The organism is Pectobacterium brasiliense (genome assembly GCF_013449685.1).
Taxonomy (GTDB): domain Bacteria; phylum Pseudomonadota; class Gammaproteobacteria; order Enterobacterales; family Enterobacteriaceae; genus Pectobacterium; species Pectobacterium brasiliense_A.
The window spans coordinates 1-223 of sequence record NZ_JACDSF010000168.1; the positions used below are offsets into that span (position 1 = coordinate 1).

The following is a 223-nucleotide window of genomic DNA, read 5'->3' on the forward strand; positions in this document are numbered from 1 at the left end:
CACACGGGATACGGCGGGCAACGTAACGACGGCGAACACCAGCCACACTTATGGCGTGGATACGGTTGCGCCGGTTGCTTCAATTTCTATCGATAACGTCACCAGCGATAACGTGATTAACGCCAGTGAATCTGGCCAGACGATTGCGGTGACGGGTAAGGTCGATAACGACGTCAACGCCGGCGATGCCATTACGGTTAAAGTCGGTACCGAAACGTACCAA

1 protein-coding gene is annotated in these 223 nt (G+C 54.3%); it reads left to right on the forward strand.

Going from position 1 to position 223, the window contains the following annotated elements; translation table 11 throughout:
* Positions 1 to 223 (forward strand): Ig-like domain-containing protein (locus H0248_RS21865; RefSeq protein WP_180787469.1); only part of this gene is annotated, 223 nt, incomplete at both ends.